This is a genomic window from Candidatus Chloroploca mongolica, assembly GCF_004762035.2.
Taxonomy (GTDB): Bacteria; Chloroflexota; Chloroflexia; order Chloroflexales; family Chloroflexaceae; genus Chloroploca; species Chloroploca mongolica.
Map to the genome: position 1 here is coordinate 1 of NZ_SIJK02000077.1, position 18,866 is coordinate 18,866.

Annotated in this window: 7 protein-coding genes; 4 read left to right on the plus strand and 3 right to left on the minus strand. The window is 61.4% G+C overall.

Annotated elements, in window-relative coordinates; all coding sequences use genetic code 11:
• The first annotated feature begins 44 nt into the window (after positions 1-44).
• Positions 45-8,558: a Calx-beta domain-containing protein gene (locus tag EYB53_RS22870; RefSeq protein ID WP_209949632.1), complete on the plus strand. Its 8,514-nt coding sequence runs from the start codon at positions 45-47 to the stop codon at positions 8,556-8,558.
• A 22-nt stretch (positions 8,559-8,580) separates the two neighbouring features.
• Positions 8,581-10,632, plus strand: a complete 2,052-nt coding sequence (locus EYB53_RS22875; protein ID WP_135481460.1) for a tetratricopeptide repeat protein — start codon at positions 8,581-8,583, stop codon at positions 10,630-10,632.
• 193 nt (positions 10,633-10,825) lie between these two features.
• Here EYB53_RS22875 and EYB53_RS22880 read toward each other — a convergent pair whose 3' ends face one another.
• Together EYB53_RS22880 and EYB53_RS22885 are read right to left on the minus strand one after the other, a co-directional pair.
• A complete protein-coding gene (locus EYB53_RS22880) occupies positions 10,826-12,208 on the minus strand; it encodes a glycerate kinase type-2 family protein (RefSeq protein ID WP_135481462.1) in 1,383 nt (460 codons plus the stop codon).
• A 6-nt stretch (positions 12,209-12,214) separates the two neighbouring features.
• Complete coding sequence (locus EYB53_RS22885; RefSeq protein WP_135481465.1) at positions 12,215-12,991, minus strand: IclR family transcriptional regulator; 777 nt, start codon at positions 12,989-12,991, stop codon at positions 12,215-12,217.
• A 470-nt stretch (positions 12,992-13,461) separates the two neighbouring features.
• Here EYB53_RS22885 and EYB53_RS22890 point away from each other — a divergent pair, with 470 nt between their 5' ends.
• Positions 13,462-14,049: an FHA domain-containing protein gene (locus tag EYB53_RS22890; protein WP_167857560.1), complete on the plus strand. Its 588-nt coding sequence runs from the start codon at positions 13,462-13,464 to the stop codon at positions 14,047-14,049.
• A 467-nt stretch (positions 14,050-14,516) separates the two neighbouring features.
• A complete protein-coding gene (locus tag EYB53_RS22895; RefSeq protein WP_167857561.1) occupies positions 14,517-15,389 on the plus strand; it encodes a protein kinase domain-containing protein in 873 nt (290 codons plus the stop codon).
• 118 nt (positions 15,390-15,507) lie between these two features.
• On the opposite strand, the gene EYB53_RS22900 is transcribed toward EYB53_RS22895, so the two are convergent.
• The gene (locus EYB53_RS22900) at positions 15,508-18,519 is read right to left on the minus strand and encodes a fibronectin type III domain-containing protein (protein WP_135481472.1); all 3,012 of its coding nucleotides are present in this window, start codon (positions 18,517-18,519) and stop codon (positions 15,508-15,510) included.
• Positions 18,520-18,866: the final 347 nt, after the last annotated feature.

Sequence of the window (18,866 nt, forward strand, 5' to 3'; positions counted from 1 at the left end):
ATAATGACACAGCGGGCGTCGCAATCACCCCGACGACGCTCGACGTGACCGAGGGCGGGGACAGCGCGAGCTACGCGGTGCGCTTGTTGAGCCAACCGACCGCGCCGGTGACGCTCACGCTGGCCGTCGACGCGGCGCAGGTCAGCGTCAATCAGACAAGCCTTGTCTTCACGCCGCAGAACTGGAACGACGCGCAGAGCGTGCAAGTGACGGCGGTGGATGACGCCATCGACGAAGCGGATCTCCACACGAGCCAGATCACGCACACGACGGCGAGTAGTGACCCGAACTACAACCAGGCGACCGCGCCTTTCCGTCCGTTGCCGACGGTGACGGTGCGGATAACGGACAACGACACGGCGGGCGTGGCGATCACGCCGACGACGGTGGAGGTGACCGAGGGCGGGGCGAGCACAAACTACAGCGTGCGCCTGTTGAGCGAACCGACGGCGCCGGTCAGCATCACGCTGGCCTTCGACGCGGCCCAGGTCAGCGTCAACCGCAGCAGCCTGACGTTCACGCCGCAAAACTGGAACGACGCGCAGAGCGTGCAAGTGACGGCGGTGGATGACGCGATCGACGAGGCGGATCTCCACCTGAGCTTCATCACCCACACGACGGCGAGTGCCGACCCGAATTACAACCAGGCAACCGCGCGCTTTACCCCGTTGCCCACCGTGACGGTGCGGATAACGGACAACGACACGGCGGGCGTGACGATCACGCCGACGACGGTGGAGGTGGCCGAGGGCGGGGACAGCGCGAGCTACGCGGTGCGCTTGTTGAGCCAACCGACCGCGCCGGTGACGATTACGCTCGTGCGCGACGCGGCCCAGGTCAGCGTCAATCAGACAAGCCTCGTCTTCACACCGGGCAACTGGAACACAGCGCAGAGCGTGCAAGTGACGGCGGTGGATGACGCCATCGATGAGGCGGATCTCCACCTGAGCTTTATCACCCACACAACCGCGAGTGCTGACCCGAACTATAACCAACCGACGGCGCCTTTCCGTCCGTTGCCGACGGTGACGGTGCGGATAACGGACAACGACACGGCGGGGGTGGCGATCACGCCCACGACGCTCGACGTCACCGAGGGTGGGGCGAGCGTGAGCTACAGCGTGCGGCTGTTGAGCGAGCCGACCGCGCCGGTGACGATTACGCTCGTGCGTGACGCGGCGCAGGTGCGCGTCAACCGCACGACGGTGAGTTTCACACCGCAGAACTGGAACACGGCGCAGAGCGTGCAAGTGACGGCGGTGGATGACGCCATCGATGAGGCGGATGTCCACACGAGCCAGATCACGCACACGACGGCGAGTCGTGACCCGAACTACAACCAGGCGACGGCGCCTTTCCGTCCGTTGCCGACGGTGACGGTGCGGATAACGGACAACGACACGGCGGGGGTGGCGATCACGCCCACGACGCTCGACGTCACCGAGGGCGGCGCGAGCGCGAGCTACAGCGTGCGCCTCTTGAGCGAGCCGACCGCGCCGGTGACGATTACGCTCGCCGTCGACGCGGCGCAGGTCAGCGTGAACCGGAACAGCCTCACCTTCACGCCGGGGAACTGGAGTATCACGCAGACGGTGCAAGTGACGGCGGTGGATGATGCGATCGACGAAGCGGACGTGCATCTGAGCGTCATTACGCACACGACGGCGAGCGCAGACCCGAATTACCACCAGCCGACGGCGCGCTTTACGCCGTTGCCGACGGTGACGGTGCGGATAACGGATAACGACACGGCGGGGGTGGACATCACGCCGACGACGGTGGAGGTGGCCGAGGGCGGGGCAAGCGCGAGTTACGCAGTGCGCCTCTTGAGCGAGCCGACGGCCCCGGTGACGATTACGCTCGTGCGTGACGCGGCTCAGGTCAGCGCCAACCGCACGACGGTGAGCTTCACGCCGGGCAACTGGAACACGGCGCAGAGCGTGCAAGTGACGGCGGTGGATGACGCCATCGATGAGGCGGATGTCCACACGAGCCAGATCACGCACACGACGGCGAGTGCCGACCCGAACTACAACCAGGCGACGGCGCCTTTCCGTCCGTTGCCGACGGTGACGGTGCGGATAACGGACAACGACACGGCGGGCGTGACGATCACGCCGACGACGGTGGAGGTGGCCGAGGGCGGGGCAAGCGCGAGTTACGCAGTGCGCCTCTTGAGCGAGCCGACCGCGCCGGTGACGATTACGCTCGTGCGGGACGCGGCGCAGGTCAGCGTCAACCGCAGCAGCCTGACGTTCACGCCGCAGAACTGGAACACAGCGCAGACGGTGCAAGTGACGGCGGTGGATGACGCCATCGACGAAGCGGATGTGCATCTGAGCTTCATCACCCACACGACGGCGAGCGCTGACCCGAACTACAACCAGGCGACGGCGCCTTTCCGTCCGTTGCCGACGGTGACGGTGCGGATAACGGACAACGACACGGCGGGCGTGACGATCACGCCGACGACGGTGGAGGTGGCCGAGGGCGGGGACAGCGCGAGCTACGCGGTGCGCTTGTTGAGCCAACCGACCGCGCCGGTGACGATTACGCTCGCCGTCGACGCGGCGCAGGTCAGCGTGAACCGGAACAGCCTCACCTTCACGCCGGGGAACTGGAGTATCACGCAGACGGTGCAAGTGACGGCGGTGGATGATGCGATCGACGAAGCGGACGTGCATCTGAGCGTCATTACGCACACGACGGCGAGCGCAGACCCGAATTACCACCAGCCGATGGCGCGCTTTACGCCGTTGCCGACGGTGACGGTGCGGATAACGGACAACGACACGGCGGGCGTGACGATCACGCCGACGACGGTGGAGGTGACCGAGGGCGGGGCAAGCGCGAGCTACAGCGTGCGCTTGTTGAGCCAACCGACCGCGCCAGTGACGCTCACGCTGGTGCGTGACACGGCCCAGGTCAGCGCCAACCGCACGACGGTGAGCTTCACGCCGGGCAACTGGAACGTCGCGCAGAGCGTGCAAGTGACGGCGGTGGATGATGCGATCGACGAGGCGGATCTCCACCTGAGCCTGATCACGCACACGATGGCGAGCGCAGACCCGAACTACAATCAGGCGACGGCCCGCTTTACCCCGCTGCCCACCGTGACGGTGCGGATAACGGATAATGACACAGCGGGCGTCGCAATCACCCCGACGACGCTCGACGTGACCGAGGGTGGCGCAAGTGCGAGCTACAGTGTGCGGCTGGAGAGCGAACCGACCGCGCCGGTGACGCTCACGCTCGCTGTCGACGCGGCGCAGGTGAATGTCAGCCGCACGACGGTGAGTTTTACGCCGCAGAACTGGAACACGGCGCAGAGCGTGCAAGTGACGGCGGTGGATGACGCCATCGATGAGGCGGATGTGCATCTGAGCCTGATCACCCACACGACGGCGAGCGCTGACCCGAATTACAACCAGCCGACAGCGCGCTTTACCCCGTTGCCGACGGTGACGGTGCGGATAACGGATAACGACACGGCGGGGGTGGACATCACGCCGACGACGGTGGAGGTGGCCGAGGGCGGGGACAGCGCGAGCTACGCGGTGCGCTTGTTGAGCCAACCGACCGCGCCGGTGACGCTCACGCTGGCCGTCGACGCGGCACAGGTCAGCGTCAACCAGACGAGCCTCGTCTTCACGCCACAGAACTGGAACACGGCGCAGAGCGTGCAAGTGACGGCGGTGGATGATGCGATCGACGAGGCGGATCTCCACCTGAGCCTGATCACGCACACGATGGCGAGCGCAGACCCGAACTACAATCAGGCGACGGCCCGCTTTACCCCGCTGCCCACCGTGACGGTGCGGATAACGGATAATGACACAGCGGGCGTCGCAATCACCCCGACGACGCTCGACGTCACCGAGGGCGGGGCGAGCGCGAGCTACAGCGTGCGCCTGGAGAGCCAACCGACCGCGCCGGTGACGATTACGCTGGTGCGTGACACGGCCCAGGTCAGCGCCAACCGCACGACGGTGAGCTTCACGCCGGGCAACTGGAACACAGCGCAGAGCGTGCAAGTGACGGCGGTGGATGACGCCATCGATGAGGCGGATGTCCACACGAGCCAGATCACGCACACGACGGCGAGTGCCGACCCGAACTATAACCAGGCGACGGCGCCTTTCCGTCCGTTGCCGACGGTGACGGTGCGGATAACGGACAACGACACGGCGGGCGTGGCGATCACGCCCACGACGGTGAACGTGGCCGAGGGCGGGGACAGCGCGAGCTACGCGGTGCGCTTGTTGAGCCAACCGACTGCGCCGGTGACGCTCACCCTGGCGTATGAGGGTGCGCAGGTGAATGTCAGCCGCACGACGGTGAGTTTCACGCCGCAGAACTGGAACACAGCGCAGACGGTGCAAGTGACGGCGGTGGATGACGCCATCGACGAAGCGGATGTGCATCTGAGCTTCATCACGCACACGACGGCGAGTCGTGACCCGAACTATAACCAGACGACCGCGCCTTTCCGTCCGTTGCCGACGGTGACGGTGCGGATAACGGACAACGACACGGCGGGCGTGGCGATCACGCCCACGACGCTGACGGTGGAAGAGGGGCGGAGTGCAACCTACACGGTGGAACTCACCAGTCAGCCGACGACGACGGTGACGGTGAACCTGACGGTGCCGGGTGGGGTGACGACGAGTGCAAGCAGTCTGGCGTTCACGGCGGCGAATTGGACGGCACCGCAGACGGTGACGGTGACGGCAACCGAGAATGCGATTGCGGAAGGCGACCGGTCGGTGACGATCCGGCACGCGGTGGCGAGCACGGCGTTCGGGTATGCGGGGCTCGCGGTTGCGCCGGTGGCGGTGACGATTACGGATAACGACATGGCCGGGGTGACGATTACGCCGACGGCGCTGACGGTGGTCGAGGGGGCGAGCGGTACCTACACGGTGACGCTGACGAGTCAGCCGACGACGACGGTGACGGTGAACCTGACGGTGCCGGGTGGGGTGACGACGAGTGCAAGCAGTCTGGCGTTCACGGCGGCGAATTGGACGGCACCGCAGACGGTGACGGTGACGGCAACCGAGAATGCGATTGCGGAAGGCGACCGGTCGGTGACGATCCGGCACGCGGTGGCGAGCACGGCGTTCGGGTATGCGGGGCTCGCGGTTGCGCCGGTGGCGGTGACGATTACGGATAACGACATGGCCGGGGTGACGATTACGCCGACGGCGCTGACGGTGGTCGAGGGGGCGAGCGGTACCTACACGGTGACGCTGACGAGTCAGCCGACGACGACGGTGACGGTGAACCTGACGGTGCCGGGTGGGGTGACGACGAGTGCAAGCAGTCTGGCGTTCACGGCGGCGAATTGGACGGCACCGCAGACGGTGACGGTGACCGCAACCGAGAATGCGATTGCGGAAGGCGAGCGGGTGGCGACGATCCGCCATGCGGTGGCGAGCACGGCGTTCGGGTATGCGGGGCTCGCGGTGGACGCGGTGGGCGTGACGATTACGGACAACGACACGGCCGGGTTTATCCTGAGTGAGAGTACGGTTGCTCTTGCGGAAGGGGCAGTCTTTACCTACACGGTGGAACTGACGAGTCAGCCGACCGCAACGGTTACCCTGAATCTCAACCAGCCAGCCACACTTGCCGTTACACCAACTATCCTGAGTTTCACCGATAGAGACTGGGGGACGCCTCAAACCGTGACGGTTACTGCGCTCGATGATGACATCGCTCGCGGTGAGCGCACGCTGACCATTACCCATACGATCACGAGCAGCGATCCTGTCTATGCGGCGCTGAATGCTCCGGTGGTGGAGGTTACAGTTAGCGACGATGACACTGCAGGTCTGACTGTTCTGCCGCCTACGCTCGCGCTGAGTGAAGATCCCACTGCGCTTGACAATACGGGTGTCTTTAGTCTTACGCTTGAGACTCAGCCACTTGCCGACGTGACGATTACGCTCACGCCGGATGGTCAGGTTGACGTAGCACCCTCAAGCCTGGTCTTTACCGTAGATAGGTGGAATGTACCTCAAAATGTGACGGTCACCGCGGTTGACGATGCGATCGTTGAGCCGTCGCCCCATACTGGGGTCATTACCATCACTAGCATCAGTACTGATGCCAGTTATAACCGCACCTGGCCCGACTACACGGTTAGCATTACGGATAACGATGTCGCCGGCATTGAGGTCGTTGCGCCATCAGGCCAGTTTACCAGTGAAGATGGCGATTTTGTGACGATGACCCTGCGCCTGACCAGTCAGCCAACCGATTCGGTGAGCATTGATGTGACCTCCAGCGATGTTTCTGAAGGTGTGGTGAGTGCCGCAAGTGGCTTGCCGCTCGTCTTTGATGCGGCCAACTGGAATGTGCCGCAGATTGTGACGATTACTGGTGTTGATGACGATCTCTTTGATGGCCTGCAGGCGTATACCATCGAGGTACAACCGGCCGTCAGTGCTGATCCGAATTACGCAAATCGCCGACCCGATCCGGCGAGCTTTGCACTCTCCAATACCGATAATGAGCGTACGCGGGTTTCGATTGGTGACGCCGGAGCGGCGGTGGAGAATACGCTGCGTTATCCGCTGACGTTGACGCGCCCGATTAGCGATGCTATTGATCTTGGGCTTGAAATTATTCTCATCAACACCCTTGATGGCACGAGTTCAGTCTTTGCGACTGCTACCCATAGAATCGTAGCAGATGCCATCACCAGCACGATTAATCTCGAGGTAGTCCGGCCTCAATTTGCCCAGCCTGGGATCCTCGTTGCCGTGCGCTTGACCAGCATTACTACTCCATCGGCACAGGCTGTGCTTGGCAATAGCCAGGGTCTGGGATGGGTGGAACCAGCGCCTGTTACCATTCCGACGGTGCGGTTTGCCCAAGCCGAGGCGTTGGTGACGATTGGGAATACCGGAACGGCAACCGTGCGGCTTGAAGTGGTGCTTGATGTGGTGCCAACTGTCCCAGTCACCGTTGGTTATGACCTTCCAACAGGTGACAGTGGCACGGCTGATGCTGCCGACTACACCTTCACCCCTGGCTCATTGACCTTTAACACCGGCCAGATCTCGCAGACGATTGACGTGACCATCAATGACCGACCAAGTAGCCAGCTTTACAAGACGCTCCGCATTGGCCTGACCAATCCGAGCAATGCTACACTGGGCGACCCGAATATCGCGACGATAACGATTGTGTACAATCAGATCACATGGCCGAATGATGTCACTGGTTACGTTGGGTATATGTTTACAGCTGGTCCTGATATTCCAGCCGAACGTGGGTACTACTATATCAACAATGTCACTTTGGCCAATGGACGTGAAGGCTATAGCTATGCCTTTATCGGGGTGCCCTGTAGCTGGGACCAAACGAGCCCGTTGAGCATTCAGTTGTTCAGTCCTGGTTTGCATAATAGTGCGAATACGCTCGATACGATTCTTAATACAGCTAATAATCCACCCGAATCGTCTAACCTGCGCGATGCTGGCAATACCTTCTTCGAGCTCTATGGACCAGGCACCGAGCTCGGGCCAGCGGTAAACATGCCAGGCCCGGGTGCAGATGGTTCGCTGGGTCAGCAAATCTTTGCTCCGACGGCGAGCGCTGAGCAGTGGCAGACGGTGTGGACGATTGATGAACCAGCCTGTGGGCGCTACATCCTGCGCTCGGCGACCGAGGGCGATGATATGAATAACTGGGCGGTGCGGGCAGGCTGGTATGCTCCTGGTGATAATGAGACTACTACAGCACCCCGTGTTGGTACCGACACCGGCGAAATCATTACTCTGGGGATGTTCCAGACAACGGTGAAGAACTATGTCACCCGCTATGCGACGCGCTATGCCAACGATGAGTTCTGCTTGACGAAGTGGTTCTATGTGCCTCCTGCGACGGCATCGTTGACCTTGCAACAGTATGATCTGGATCGTCAGGTGGATATCCGCCTCAGAGTGCGTTTCTATCGCCCATCTGATCCCTTTGATCCACGTGCCCTCCAAGGCGGCCTTGCGCCTGCTAATCCGGTCTCTGGTGAGGCCTTATGGGAACGCGATACATTCACCAATCCCGAGGCAGGCTGGTGGCGGTCGGTGGTCTGTACCCCGTATCAGAATAATGCCTATGTGCTTGACGCGATTGCTGATGGGGTGAAGTTGCCGCTGACGGTGAATCCGCCGCCGCCTGCGCCGGATCTGCAGACTGAGGCCAGCATGACGGCGGAGGTGACGCCGACGGTCGCCTTGACCTTGACGTACCAGAATCGCGCACCGCTCGCGACGGCGCTGCGTCCGACCTTGACCGTCAATCTGCCACCCCAATTGACCTTCCCGGCTGATGTCTGCACTCAAATTGCTGATCTGTGTCGATTGGAAAATGGTGCTCTGATCATCCAACCAGCACGCGTTGCTCCGGGGGCGCTGGGTACGTATCAGGTGCCAGTCGTGGTGACACCAGGCAGCCAGGGTACCGCGCTGATCCAGCTTGAGACGCGCTTTCAGGATGTGATGGGCAATCGTTATCGCAATGGCTCGGTGGCAATTCTTACCCTTCCGTAAGGATGTGGTATGATGAAGCCTTATGCAAGCTCTGCGTCATCATGCGCCCCTGGCGCTTATCCTGTTGGTTGCCCTGATCTGGCGCTTGATCCTCTGGGCGCAACCATTGCATTTGCCGGCCAATGACGAGGTCGAATATCTGACCGTTGTGCGCGATCTGCTCGGCGGGCGCGGCTGGGTCTTTTACGAAAGCTGGCCCTGGCTGCGTGCGCCGCTCTACCCGCTCTTCCTGGCCGGGTCGCTCTGGCTTGCTGATGGCAATGTCCACCTGGCGGCGCTGCCCAATGTGGCCCTGAGTGTTGCGGTGGTCTGGCTTATCTATCTGCTGGCCCGCGAGCTTGCGCCCGAGGGTTCGCGCCGCCCTGCGTTGCTTGCCGCTGCGATCGCGGCGTTGCTGCAAACCTACGCGACGTTTGCCAGCCTTTATATGAGCGAGACGCTCTTTACGTTCTTTTTTACCGGTTCGTGGCTCGCGCTCGCTCGCTGGCGTCGCAAAGGCGGCCTCTGGCGGGTCGCGTTGGCCGGGGCGCTGCTGGGCTTGGCCTGCCTCACCCGTTCGGCGGGGTTGGCTTTTTTGCCGGTCGCGATGGCATGGATCATGGGCCTCGATCTCTGGCGGAGGCGACGGTTGCGGGTGTCCGCGGTTGCGCCTGCGCTGGTGATGGCGGTGGTGACGGTGCTCGTGATTGCGCCCTGGACGATCCGCAATTGCTTTGCGTATGGTGAGTGTGTGCTGATCGAGACCGGTAGTGCTCGCGATCTCTGGGTCTACTACGAGCCACGCGAGACGATCCCCGAAATTCATGCGCAACTGAAGGCGATCCCCAGTCCAGCGGAACGAGCCGATTTCGCGACTCAGCGTGGCCTCGAGCGGCTGCGCGAAGATCCGATAATCTTTCTGCGGAAAATCCCCACCGAATGGATCAGGCTTTGGTCAGTCAAGCCGATTGAGGATCGGTTTTTGCTACCTGACTATAACAGTGATCCGCCACCGCTGATCTTTCTTGCCTCACTGCTGCTCGATGATCTGCTCTATTTTGTGGTTATGTGTGCGGCACCCTTTGGCATTGCGCTGGCGCTCACGCGGCGTGAAGGTCTGGCGTGGCCGATGCTCTTCTGGTTGCTGATCTTTCTCGCGGCGACGATGGTGACCCACGCCGAATGGCGCTACCGGCATTTCCTTTTTATGGTGCTGATCCCGCTCGCGGCCCTGGCGCTCGATGGCTTCTGGCGCGGCGAACGGCTGCGCCTGCCCACCCTGGCCCTCGTTGCTCTTCCACTGAGCCTGATGGTGCTCGCTTTTGTGGCCTATTATCCGTGGGCCTGGGCCTGGCAAGGTGCGCAACGCAGTGTCTATCGCCAAACTGGGGATTGGCACGCTGCGGCGGGGCGCGATGAGGCGGCTGTCGAGATGTATCTGGCGGCGCTGCGGGCCTCGCCCACACCGGATGGCTGGTTTGTGCTTGGCGATCTGCATCGGCGCAAGGGCGATCTGGCGGCGACCGAGCGCTATTATCAGTTGGCGCGTGAAAACCGCCCCGGGTATGTTGGCGCGAGTGTAGTGATGGGCGATTTCTTGCGTGAGCAAGGCCGCGCAGACGAGGCGCGGGTGGCTTTTCAAGGGCAGTTTCTGGAAGAACAGCGCACCCTTGATTGGGGTTTTCAGATGCTGAAGCCGGCCCCGTATTCCGCGATGGACATAGGTTCAGGGCTCGACATTGGCTATGTAGGCGGAGTCTATCCTGCCGAAATGCAGCAAGGTTCGCAGGCACGTTGGACAAACGGACGGGCCAGGCTGCGCCTTGATCCACTGGACGCCGAGGCTGGCCTCGTGCGCCTGACGTTGCGTGCCGCCGCACCGCATCCCGATGGCCTGCCCGTGCCATTGACTATCTGTGCCCAACGGCAATGCGAGACCGTCACCCTTGCCCCCGCGTGGCGCACGTTCCATCTGCTGCTTCCAGCCCCAAACGAGCCTATTGACCTACGGAGTCCCACCTTTTACGCGCCCGACCGACGCGACCTCGGTGTTTTACTCGATCACGCCGCGGTGCGAGGCTTGGCGTTGCCGTAGGGCGTTACCCTGAAATTCTTGGCATGCTCGCACACGATGCCAGTTTCGCTGGCATCGTGTGCGAGCACAATAAATCCTGGGGCTATGCTCCAAACGACTCTCTTTCGCTAAAAAAGCCAGCGTAGCTGGCTTTTTTAGCGAAAGAAGCATTCTTGGGGCCGCAGGCCCCAAACCCCCAGCCAGAGGCTCACCCTCACCATGCAAAGAGCAACGTCAAATCATTGACATTGGTTGAGGTTGGCCCAGTCAGCAGCAGATCATCAAGGGCTTGAAAGAAGTGGTAGGCATCGTTGTTTGCCAGGAACGCGTCGGGGTCAAGGCCAAGGGCGCGGGCGCGTTCGGCGGTGGCACCGGTGACGACGGCACCTGCGGCATCGGTGGGGCCATCGCCACCATCGGTCGCCAGGGCGATCAGGGCCACATTGGGTAGACCATCGAGGGCTTTGACGGCGGCGAGGGCCAGTTCCTGGTTGCGCCCGCCGCGCCCGTTGCCGCGTAGCGTCACAGTGGTTTCGCCGCCGGCAATGAGGCACGCCGGTCGCGGCAGCGGGTTCCCACTGAGCGCAATTTCGCGCAGGATGGCAGCGAGCATCCGTCCGGCCTCACGGGCTTCGCCTTCGAGCGATGTGGTGAGCAAGAGCGGCGCAAAGCCGGCCTGGCGTGCCGTCTCTAGCGCGGCGACGGCGGCCTGGCGGTTGTCACCGACAAGCAGATTGGTGACCCGTGCAAAGCTCTGGGCGTCTGAGGCTTGTTCAGGTGATCTGGTGCCCGTGTTGCTACCCTGAAGATAGGCGAGGATCGCGGGCGGTGTTTGCTCCACCAGATCATACCGATCCAGGATGGAGAGCGCATCAACCGCGGTTGTAGGATCGGGAACCGTCGGCCCCGAGGCAATAATATCGAGGGGATTGCCCACGACATCCGAGAGAATCAGCGTGATCAGGGTTGCTGGCGCAGCAATATGTGCCAGGCCGCCGCCTTTGAGTTGGTCGAGTTGCTTACGCAAGGTATTGATCTCGCCAATCGTCGCCCCACAGGCGAGCAGCGCTGAGGTGAGTTGCTGGAGATCGGTGAGGCTCACCCCCGGTACGGGCAGAGTCAGCAGCGCCGAGCCGCCCCCCGAGATGACGGCCAGCACAAGGTCGCGCTCGGTCAGATCGGCGAGCAGTTCAACCATCGCCTGCGCCGCAGCGACGCCACGTTCATCGGGGACGGGATGGCCGGCTTCGACCAGGTGTAACCTGGCGAAGCAAGGCGGTGTCGGCTGGGGCGGCTCTGCCAGGTGCCCATCTTTGACCACCACCAGCCCCGCGCTGAGTTTGTCATCCAGCACGTGTGCCGCTGCGTAGGCCATTGGTGCCCCTGCCTTGCCTGCGCCGACGAGGATGACGCGGTCAAGCGTCGCCAGATCAAGGCGACGCTCACCGATCTGCAACGTTTCCCCCTCGCGACGGAGGTAACGTGCAACGGCAGCCGCTGGATCGACGGCTGCGAGCGCCGTTGCTATAATCTGCGTGATCGTCGCTCCCCTGGGCTCGCGGCGAAGCGATGCGGTGAAGAAAAGGTCTGCTTGCATCTCCCCTCAGCTTGATGGCGATGGTGGCGGGCGATAGCCCAGTTGCACACTGCAACTGGTGGCGGCTTCGCTGACAACTGGCCCTAAGTCAAGGGCACGATCGAGGGTCATACGCATAATTGGCCCTGAAATGCTGATCGCGGCAACACAGCGACCCATGCGGTCAAAAATTGGTGCCGCGACACAACAGACACCGGCTTCACGCTCTTCATCATCGAGTGCAAACCCACGCGTCTGAGAACGGGCCAATTCATTGCGTAGCCCTTCTATCGTCACAAACGTCTTTGGCGTCCAGGGGCGCAACTGGATGTGCGCAAGGTAGCTCTCGAGTTGATCGGGTGAAAAACCGGAAAGAATCGCCTTGCCACTACCGGTACAGTAGAGCGGTACGCGCTGCCCAACCTCGGTAAACATGCGCACCAGATGTGGACTAGCGACCTGTTCACTATAGACGCCTTCGTCACCGTGGAGCACCAGCAAATTGCTTGTCTCGCCGGTGGTGCGGGTCAATTCCTGCAAACAGGGACGCACGATGCGATTGAGGCTGAAGCGACGGCTGCGCGAGGCCCGTGCGGCTACTTCAAGTAAGCGCGGCCCTGGTCCATAGAGGCGCGTCTCGCGATCTTGCGCCGCATAGCCCCGGCTCACGAGGCTGCTGAGCAGGCGATGGACAGTGCCGAGCGGTAGCCCGGTACGTTCGGTTAGCTGCGAAAGGCTGATATCGTCGTCATTCGTGGCAAGCGCCTCGAGCAGGTCAAAGGCACGGTCAAGTGACTGAGTCATAGGTTAAGACAAGGTTTTCTGGATCATCGCTGTAACTCCAATCATAGCCCGTTCAGGGGCAAGCTGTCAACATCAGGAATGCAGGGGTGCAGGGCAATTGCATCATACGAAATCGGATACAACGGGGCACCCGCGAGGGGTGCCCGTACCGGGGCGGGGGCACCCGCGAGGGGTGCCCGTACCGGGGCGGGGGCACCCGCGAGGGGTACCCGTACCGGGGCGGGGGCACCCGCGAGGGGTACCCGTACCGGGGTGGGGGCACCCGCGAGGGGTGCCCGTACCGGGGCGGGGGCCGAATCCGGTGTACGGGCACCCCTCGCGGGTGCCTTGCGGGTGCCTTGGCGTCAAAACAACAGCCCTGAGCTAGGCGCATCTTTGTGCATCGTCATACGGTACATGATTAACGGATGTGCTGGTCGATCAGGCCAGTGCAACAGATAGACTTTGTCTTGGGTGAAGGAGAAGGGCCGATGCGCATTGTTCACTGGCTTGTCGGGATAGGCCTGGGGGTGAGTGTGCTCGTTTCAGGGTGGTTTATGAGCAGCATGATCTTGGCCGACATGCGTACGGGTTGGATCGTGGTTCCAGGCTTGATCACATGGTTTGGCGTGGGTCTGAAGCTCGGGTGCGATCTGACCCGTCGCCAGTCCAGGGGATCAGAAAAAGTACGACAAAATATCGTCGAAACACAACCAGCCTTTCTCACTCTGACCACAGCGCGGCGGAACCCGTTTGAGCAGGCCCCGGTGCGCCTGACTGTTACCATCTGGCAAGGGGAGCGACGGATCACCATGATCCTGAATGGGCGTCATTGGACAATAGGGAGCGACCCCGATTGCGATCTCTGTCTCCAGGGTGTCGGTGTTGACCCACTGCATGCGCGGCTGAGTCTTGTAGGCAACGAGGTGATGCTGACCGATCTCGAGAGCAATGGCGGGACATTTCTTGGCACCCTGGCCCGACGACTCAACCCTGGTGCGCCGGAAATTGTCGCTGAAGATGATCCTGTGTTTATCGGACCCGCGTTTCGTTTGACGCTGATGCTTGATGCGGATTAATTTCTTTAAAACCATCAGTCGGCTGAGTTGCAAGCCGACTGATGGCTTGTAAGAATGACATCAGGTAGTGCCGACTTCAGTCGGCTGAGCCGGAAGCCGACTGAAGTCGGCACTCCCATAGACCCGATGTACGATTGAATATTCATTAGTCGGCCCTACCGTCGAGGGTAAAGCTGATCCGGCCCTTCTGAAATCATGTCGTAGGAGCGAAGCGAATTGGCTTAGGCACCCCGACGGCAGCGATCCTTCGCTGCGCTCCTCAGCAACAAAACCTCATGCGCGGAGCGCACCGGCTCCACGGTCATTCCGAACAGAGCCGTAGGCGCAGTGAGGAATCTGCACGGATCGTCATGGAAGACCCCTCACTCCGTTCGGGGTGACATGGGCGGGCCGGTGCAACACCCTGGTTGCTCATGGCATCACTGGCCCGTGGGCCACGTGGTACTCAGTATGACAAGGCTGCACGCATGCCAGAAAATGTAGTTGACACACGAGTCAACGGCTTTCAATTGATCGCCCGCCTGGGGCGTGGGGGCCAGGCGACGACCTACCTGGCTCTTCCGGCCCATCACGCGCCAGGGCGGGATCTGGCCTGGCGCGTGATCGTGAAGCTTGGGCTGCGCACGGGGCGACTGACGCGCCATCGGGCGCAACGCTGGCGGCTGGGCGTCCTGAAGCTCGCCTCGTCGGCTACGGCAACCAGCCTGTATGCTGAGCATACCATTCTGGCGGCCCCGCAGATGCGTCACCCGCACCTGGTCTGCCTCTATCGGCAGCGCTTCCCCGAGGCCCTGGGCCAGCGCAATCTGGGGCTACGCGGTGCTGGTGCGCAGCAGCGGGTTGCGCTGGCGCTCGCCTATGAACCTGGTCAAAGCCTGGCGCAGGTGCTCGTGCGGCGGCAGGTGCCACGCGATCCCATCTGGGCGATCAAGGTTGCGCAGCAACTCGCCGATGCACTGAGCCATTTGCACAGGCAGGGCATCCTGCATCACGATCTGCACCCGGCGAATGTGCTGGTGCAGCATCCGTCAACGAATCAACCCTACGTACGGCTCATCGATCTTGGGGCTGCCGAACGGCTCGCCGCGCCGCGTCGCTACGCTGTCTACGGGACGCCGGGCTATCTTGCGCCTGAGCGCATGGGCCCTGACCCCGCGCCAGCTTCACCCCTGGTTGATGTCTATGGTCTTGGCAAACTGCTAGCCGCCTTGACTGCCCACACGTATCCATTGCCGGCCTTGCAGCGCCTGATTGCTCAGGCAACTGCCGCTGATCCTGTCCAACGTGCGAAGGGTATTCCGCATATGGCGTCTTTTCAGGCACGCCTGAATGAGCTTTGATAGCTTATTCAGTTGACGCAAAGGCGCAAGGGCGCAAAGCTGCGCATGCAGCTACCTCAACCCTTCGCGCCTTTGCGCCTTTGCGTCAAATCCTCAGCGAATGTGGTTCACAGACTCCTTAATTCGACTTCACGCTTGGCAAATAGACCCGACTTCCTTCAATGATCATGTTGACAGTGATCGTGCGTGAGAGTTGGCCGGAAGTGACAAGGATGGTTGAGTTGTAGCTTCCGATGGGCAGGCCCGTAGGATCAACAACGACTTCAAAATCTTCAGGTGTGCTGCCGGTGATCCTATCGGCAAGCGCACCTTCACCTTTGCGCAGCGTCACCCACGAGGCGCTGCTCTGCGCGGCCCAGTCCAGGGCCTGGTCACTATCGCCCAGTGCGCGGGTGCTGACCACGGTTGTCTCGGCAGCGCCGGCGAGCATCGTCGCAACGCCAATGACGCCGGGGGCTAGCTCGAGTTCGGTGGCAAGCGGGACATCAATGGCTGAAGCAATCGTGACGGTGCGCGTGAGACTGGTCGTATTGCTTTGCGTATCAGTTGCGGTGACGGTAATCACGTGGGTATTGGTCGAGAGATTGTCGATCGTCAGCAAGCTGCCATTGCCAAGCTCGCCATCCTGATCGCTGCTCCAGGTAAGGGCGTTGCCACTCAGTTCGCCATCCTCCAGATCATAGGCGCTTGCCTCAAGGGCCACCGGTTGGGCCGGGTAATAGGTTGCACCTTCGTCTGGCGTGACAATGGTCAGTTCAGGCGTTTTGTTGGGGAGGCCGAAGGTCGCCGAGTCGTCCTGACCAGTCAGGACGCCGTCGGAGGCAATGACGCGAAAACGGCTGCTTTCGCCACCAGGCAAATTCGCCAGGTTGACGGTCAGTTCGGTTGCCGCCAGATCGGTCGCAACTGGTCGCCACGTATCACCGGCGTCAAAACTATAGAGCACCGAGTAGCTCAGTTCATCACCGTCCAGATCCTCGCTGTTCCAGCGCACAGTGACACTATCGCCCGTCAGGTTACCCCCGGTTGGTTCCGTGATGGTCACTGTAGGCGCAGTGCCGCTCACGTTACGCGTATCAACGGTTACCTCCCCGCGGCGCAATTCGAGCCGGGCGGTTGCCGGGTTCCACGGGATGATCTCGGCGAAGAGGGCGGGCTCTTCCGGGCTATCGTCATCCTCAACTCGTGCCGGGGTAAACGGGTAGCTTGCCAGTTCTTGACCGCTACCACTGAGCAATACAATTGACCAGTCGCCTGCGCTCGTTGGCAGTTCGGCACTCCCTTCGATGACATTGATCTGGTCGAATTGTCCCGTGCCAGGGGCGAGTTTGGCGTTGCCCGTGATCAGTGCAAAGGTACCTTGTTGCAACTGAGCCTCACTAAGCTCAAAGCTATTGAGGGTTGCAAAACGAGCCCGAATACCTTCATAGGTAAAGTCGCTGACCCACTGATTGTTGCAATAGGTCATCACATCGCGCCAATCGGGTGGATAGATCGCCCTGGTCTCGATGTCAAAACCATAGATCGCCGTATTGCCGGTCAAGTCTGGGCTGATGCGCCCGTTTGGATAGGGGAAAGCGATACCACCGCCGGCACCACAGAACTCGGCGTGCGAGCGCCCCAGACTATGGGCAATCTCGTGGCCGCCGTACCAATCGCCATAGCTGCCATCGGTATCCCAGCCCCAACTTCCCGAAGGCGTGCCGGTAGGCCCGGATGAGACCTTGCCCGGAATGCCGAGCGCCTTGCCGCGCATAAAGCCGCCCCCGTCGTCCACCATGCCATAGAAAAAGGTAGAGGAGGACATCCCGCCAAAGAGACGATCAAACAACCATGCCAAGGCCATCCGTGAATTGAGCGAGTCAACATTTGGTAGACCACTCGGCGTATAGTTGTAGGTGCGTCGAGTTGCATTGAGTTGCGCAATCGGATAGGCCCGCCGCAACCATGACTCGAGGGCATTCACATGGAAGTTCGCGGCCTGATAGGTGTTGCTGCCAACGGTGTAACGCACATTGTAAATGCGCAGACGCATCACGGGGCCGCGGAGCAGATTGACGTTGACAGTGCGGCGGTTGTTGCTCAAGACCGGATCGACTACCGTATTGCCGGGATCGAGGCGGGCTGTCAACTCAAGGTTGCCTGTTCCATTCACCCAACTGGCCGGCAACTCAAAGAGAAAGCTATCATTGATCAGCCCACGGTTTGGCGAAGGCTTAACTGTGATCGTGCCCCCAGGATTGATTGGTGTGAGTGCCGGAAGAAAACTGGTACTACCCCGTCGCCCACTGAGCGTTGCGGTCACTCCGCTGCGCGCTTCAGGTGAAGTAACGTGTACCCGTACATAGGTGCGTTTGCCGGCGAGCAATTCGACACTATTGTTGAGATCCTGGATCGCCTGGGTCACCTCAATGGCCGTAACACTCATATTGGGGCCAAAGGCGATCTGGAGGCAGCAAGCCCATTTGGCGGCCGTTTTGGCAAAATCAATGCTCGTCAGGCCTGTAGGTGCCATAATCACCCGACCATTGTCGAGCAATGCGCTTGCCAGCGTCGTGCTACTCAATGCGCCAAACCCGGCCCGCGTCTGCGGGATCCACGCTTCGCCAAGCGTTGCGATGGGCACAATGCCAAAGCCAGCGGAGGGCAGATTCTTGGCTGACTCTGGCTCGCCCACAATTGGCGTGAAGAGCCCCGCCCGCGTCAATTCGCTGGCCCGGTTGAGCCGCGTGACGCGGGTTGGTGCGGCGAGGCTGGGATCGAGTTGTTCGCCAAACTCGGGATCGAGCAGCAGCAGATTGCCACCGCCACGCACATAATCACCGATCCGCGTGATCTCTTCGGACAGTGACGAACTGCTGCCCCGCGTCACCACAAACATGTCAAAATCATTCGGATCCCAACGCGAGAGTTCGACCCCCGTGACAATAACCACTGACCACGGTGGATCTTCCAGCTTTCCGGCTGCCGCAAGGTTTTGGCAATCATCAGGAAAATTGGACTCGGGTGCTTCATAACAGAGGAGGCGAGGAGCAGTTTGTTGGGCAAGAATGGGATGGCTGGAAGGTAGGATGAGGGTGAGGATGATGAGCAGGGCCATGGCAAGCCGAAATTGGTGATAGCGCTTCATCGCGTTCTCCACATAATGCTCGAGGTTGCCTCAACGGTGTTTGCTCAGTATAGCACTGCCCATCAAGAGTGCAAGCCATCTTCACCGCCCCATCAGGGCGATTGCATCATACGAAACCGGAGATAACCATACGCGCTCTGGGGCAGCATGTGCATGCAACCAGCGACGCACACGGGCGCATCACCTCCGATCAGTTGCGAGCCTGGCATCGAAGCACGTCGAGCTCCGCCTCTGTTCCACGTCATCAAGCACCCGCCTCGGTACGGGCACCCCTTGCGGGTGCCCGTACCGAGGCGGGGGCCGAATCCGGTGTACGGGCACCCCTTGCGGGTGCCCTTGCGGGTGCC

Bases quoted from the DNA above. Each gene is read 5' to 3' on its own strand.
- EYB53_RS22875 (WP_135481460.1), top strand. From the start codon at position 8,581: ATGCAAGCTCTGCGTCATCATGCGCCCCTGGCGCTTATCCTGTTGGTT.
- EYB53_RS22880 (WP_135481462.1), bottom strand. From the start codon at position 12,208: ATGCAAGCAGACCTTTTCTTCACCGCATCGCTTCGCCGCGAGCCCAGG.
- EYB53_RS22885 (WP_135481465.1), bottom strand. From the start codon at position 12,991: ATGACTCAGTCACTTGACCGTGCCTTTGACCTGCTCGAGGCGCTTGCC.
- EYB53_RS22890 (WP_167857560.1), top strand. From the start codon at position 13,462: ATGCGCATTGTTCACTGGCTTGTCGGGATAGGCCTGGGGGTGAGTGTG.
- EYB53_RS22895 (WP_167857561.1), top strand. From the start codon at position 14,517: ATGCCAGAAAATGTAGTTGACACACGAGTCAACGGCTTTCAATTGATC.
- EYB53_RS22900 (WP_135481472.1), bottom strand. From the start codon at position 18,519: ATGAAGCGCTATCACCAATTTCGGCTTGCCATGGCCCTGCTCATCATC.